Source organism: Paracoccus versutus (assembly GCF_000763885.1).
Classification (GTDB): domain Bacteria; phylum Pseudomonadota; class Alphaproteobacteria; order Rhodobacterales; family Rhodobacteraceae; genus Paracoccus; species Paracoccus versutus.
Genome location: NZ_JRKO01000128.1, coordinates 1 through 3,398, shown reverse-complemented (window position 1 = coordinate 3,398; position 3,398 = coordinate 1). Strand labels below are relative to the sequence as shown.

The following is a 3,398-nucleotide window of genomic DNA, read 5'->3' as shown; positions in this document are numbered from 1 at the left end:
GAATTTTCTGGACGAGGGGCAGGCGCTTTGGCTTGAGACGGTGAACCGTTTCATGGATGACGAGGTGACTGTCGAATATATCCGCAAATGCGACATGAACCGCGACTATCCCTATGAAGCCTATGACAAGATCGCCAGGCAGGGCTGGCTGGGGCTGCTGTTCAAGGAAGAGGACGGCGGCGCCGGCGGCGACATCTTCGACTACACGCTGATGGCCGAGGGCCTGGGCAAATACGGCTTCGACTTCGCCGCCGCCATCCTGGTGCCGACCTTCACCGCGATGAACATCCAGAAATACGGCAGCGAAGAACAGAAGGCGCAATACATCAAGCCCTTCATCGACGGCAAGATCCGCTTCTCGGTCTCGATCTCGGAACCGGGCGCGGGGTCGGACGCCTCGAACACCGCCACGCGGGCGCGGCGCGACGAGAACGGCGACTGGATCGTCACCGGCTCGAAGCTGTGGTGCTCGGGCGCGGCGGCCAGGGACACGGTCATCGCCATGCTGGTGCGCACCGATGCCGACGACAAGCATGGCGGGCTGTCGATCCTGCTGATCCCGAACGACACGCCGGGCATGGTCATCAACAAGCTGCCGACGCTGTCGCGCCACGCCACCGGCACCACCGAGATCTTCCTCGACGAGGTCAAGGTGCCCGGCAACGCCCTGCTGGGCAAGGAAGGCCAGGGCTGGGAAATCATCCTGGCGCATCTGGAGCTGGAACGCTGCTCGGTCGCCGCCGCCTATGTCGGCAACGCCCAGACCGCGGTGAACAAGGCCACGCAATACGCCCATGAACGCATCCAGTTCGGCCGCCCGATCTGGGACTTCCAGGTGCTGCGCCACATGCTGGCCGAGCGCCAGACCGAAGTCGATGCCGCCCGCCTGCTGTGCTATCGCGCCGCCCGCATGGCGGCCGCCAAGATCCCCTGCTCGCGCGAGGTGTCGATGGCCAAGCTTTATGGCTCCGAGACGCTGAAGCAATGCGCGCTGACCGGGATGCAGGTGCTGGGCGGCCACGCCAACCTGCCCGAGGCCGACATGGAGCGCTACCTGCGCGAAAGCGTGCAATCCACCATCGGCGGCGGCACCTCGCAGATCCAGAAGACCATCATCTCGAAGTCGATGCGGCTCTGACCCGCGTCGCGCGGCGCCGCCGGTCGCCTCCCCGCCGCGGCGCCGCCTCCCCCAAGGAGGATGCAACCCATTGAAAGGATGAAGCCATGATTGCGGACAATCGCGTCAACACCCCGCTGGACGAGCTGGAAATCGGCCATGTCTTCCGCTCGCCCGGCCGCACCGTGACCGAAACGGATGTGGTCAATTTCTGCATGCTGACCGGCAACTGGATCGAGATCCACTCGAACACCGAATATTCGTCCAAGACCCGCTGGGGCGAACGCATCGTGCAGGGCCAGCTGACCTTCTCGCTGATCTCGGGGCTCCTGCAGTTCGGCCCGGCGATCCAGGCCAATTACGGCGTGGACAAGCTGCGTTTCCTGCACCCGGTCAAGATCGGCGACACGGTCTATGCCACCGGCGAGGTCATCGCCAAGAAGGACAAGGACGACAAGTTCGGTGTCGGCACCTTCCTGATCAAGGCCTATAATCAGAACGGCGACGTGCTTCAGCGCAGCGAATGGTCGATCCTGATGCTGCGCAAGCGTGCCGACCTGGAAGAGCTGATGGCCCAGGCCACGCCGATCTTCAAGGACTGACGCCATGAGCCCCAGCCCCGCCACCGGTCCTGTCGCCGCCATCGTCGGCATGGGCGATGCCTATGCCAGCCGCGACAACCGCAAGGATCCGATGCGGCTGGCGGTCGAGGCCGCCCGCGCCGCGCTGAAGGACGCCGGCATCGGCCGGCAGCAGGTCGACGCGGTCTTCACCGGCCGCTCGCCCTGGGCCGACAAGCGCTCGCAATGGTCCAACATCTTCATCTCGCACATGCAGATGCCGGTGACGATCAACAGCGAGCTGACGATGCACGGCGCGGGCCTGACCGCCAGCCTGGGCATGGCCGCGCAGATGATCGCCGCCGGCAAGGCCGAATACGTGCTCTGCCTGCAAAGCGACGCCACCGAGCTTTTCGTCGACGCGGTGGCCATGGGCGCCGAGGCCGATGCCGACCCGCAGTTCGAGATCCCCTACGGCCCCACCATCCCCTCGCTCTATGCCCAGGCGGCCTGCCGCTACATGCACGAGTTCGGCGTGACCGAGGAGGATTTCGCCCAGGTCGCCATCGCCAACCAGGCATGGGGCGTGAAGCATCCCCATGCCGCCAAGGCCCGCTTCGGCGAGATCGACGCGCAGAAGGTGCTGGCCTCGCCCTATGTCTCGAGCCCGCTGCGGCGCTGGATGTGCTCGACCTGGGGCGGCGGCACCGGCGGGGCGCTGGTGGTGACCTCGGCCGGGAACGCCCGCAACTTCGCGGCGCCGGTCTACCTGCTGGGCTACGGCTCGGCCTCGACCCATGAATACCTGGGCGACCGGATGAACATGCGCCGGGCGCGCTTCGACACGCTGGGCCCGCTGCCCAACATCACCCATACCGCGACGGCCGAGGCGGCGCGCCAGGCCTTCGCCCAGGCCGGCATCGGCCGCGACGACATCGACATGGCGCAGATCTCGGTCAATTTCGCGCATATGGGGCCGATCATCCTCGAGGACCTGGGCTTTGCCGAAAAGGGCAAGGGCGCGCGGCTCTACCGCGAGGGGCGCACCGGCATCGACGGCGACCTGCCGCTGGACACCAACGGCGGCTGGCTGTCCTTTGGCCAGCCGGGGATTTCGTGCAACATGGACAGCTATGTCGAGGCCATCCGCCAGCTGCGCGGCACCGCGCTGGGGGCGGCGCCGTCGAAGCGGCCGCAGACGGTGCTGGTGCAGGGCTCGGGCGGCATGCTGGCGGCCGGCGCCGTCGCCATCCTCGGCAACCGGACCTAAGGGGAAAACGCCATGGAAATCGAATATGTCGACGGCTTTCCGCAGCCTTATGCGCAGATGGACGCCGCGCCCTACTGGCAGGCCTGCGCGCGGGGCGAGCTGACCTACCAGCATTGCACCGGCTGCGGCGCGGTGGTGTGGCCGGCGCGGTCCTTCTGCCCGGAATGCGACGGCGAGGCCTTGGAATGGCGGCGCTCCTCGGGCAAGGGGCGGATCTATTCCCACAGCACGGTGGGCCGCGGCCCGACCCCGGCCTGGCAGGCGATCGCGCCCTACACCGTCGGCTTCGTGGTGCTGGAGGAGGGCTATCACCTCTTCACCCAGATCGAGGGCAAGCCCGAGGACATGCGCATCGGCCGCCCCGTCGAGGTCGCCTTCATCAAGCGCGGCAGACAAACCCTGCCCGTCTTCCGATGCGCAGAATGAACAAGGCACACCACACCACAGGGGG

4 protein-coding genes are annotated in these 3,398 nt (G+C 66.7%); all 4 read left to right on the top strand.

Going from position 1 to position 3,398, the window contains the following annotated elements; genetic code table 11:
• Positions 1 to 1,138: acyl-CoA dehydrogenase family protein (locus IT40_RS26050; protein WP_036761369.1), on the top strand; the 1,138-nt coding region annotated here is incomplete at its 5' end.
• 86 nt (positions 1,139 to 1,224) lie between these two features.
• Positions 1,225 to 1,719: a MaoC family dehydratase gene (locus IT40_RS26045; protein ID WP_036761367.1), complete on the top strand. Its 495-nt coding sequence runs from the start codon at positions 1,225 to 1,227 to the stop codon at positions 1,717 to 1,719.
• Between the two features lie 4 nt (positions 1,720 to 1,723).
• Entirely contained in the window at positions 1,724 to 2,947 is a 1,224-nt protein-coding gene (locus IT40_RS26040) for a thiolase family protein (RefSeq protein WP_036761366.1), read from the top strand.
• Positions 2,948 to 2,959: 12 nt separating this feature from the next.
• The gene (locus tag IT40_RS26035) at positions 2,960 to 3,373 is read left to right on the top strand and encodes a Zn-ribbon domain-containing OB-fold protein (RefSeq protein WP_036761365.1); all 414 of its coding nucleotides are present in this window, start codon (positions 2,960 to 2,962) and stop codon (positions 3,371 to 3,373) included.
• Positions 3,374 to 3,398 lie beyond the last annotated feature (25 nt).

Excerpts from the sequence above, each read along its gene's own strand:
- IT40_RS26035 (WP_036761365.1), top strand. The coding sequence starts at position 2,960 with ATGGAAATCGAATATGTCGACGGCTTTCCGCAGCCTTATGCGCAGATG.
- IT40_RS26045 (WP_036761367.1), top strand. The coding sequence starts at position 1,225 with ATGATTGCGGACAATCGCGTCAACACCCCGCTGGACGAGCTGGAAATC.
- IT40_RS26040 (WP_036761366.1), top strand. The coding sequence starts at position 1,724 with ATGAGCCCCAGCCCCGCCACCGGTCCTGTCGCCGCCATCGTCGGCATG.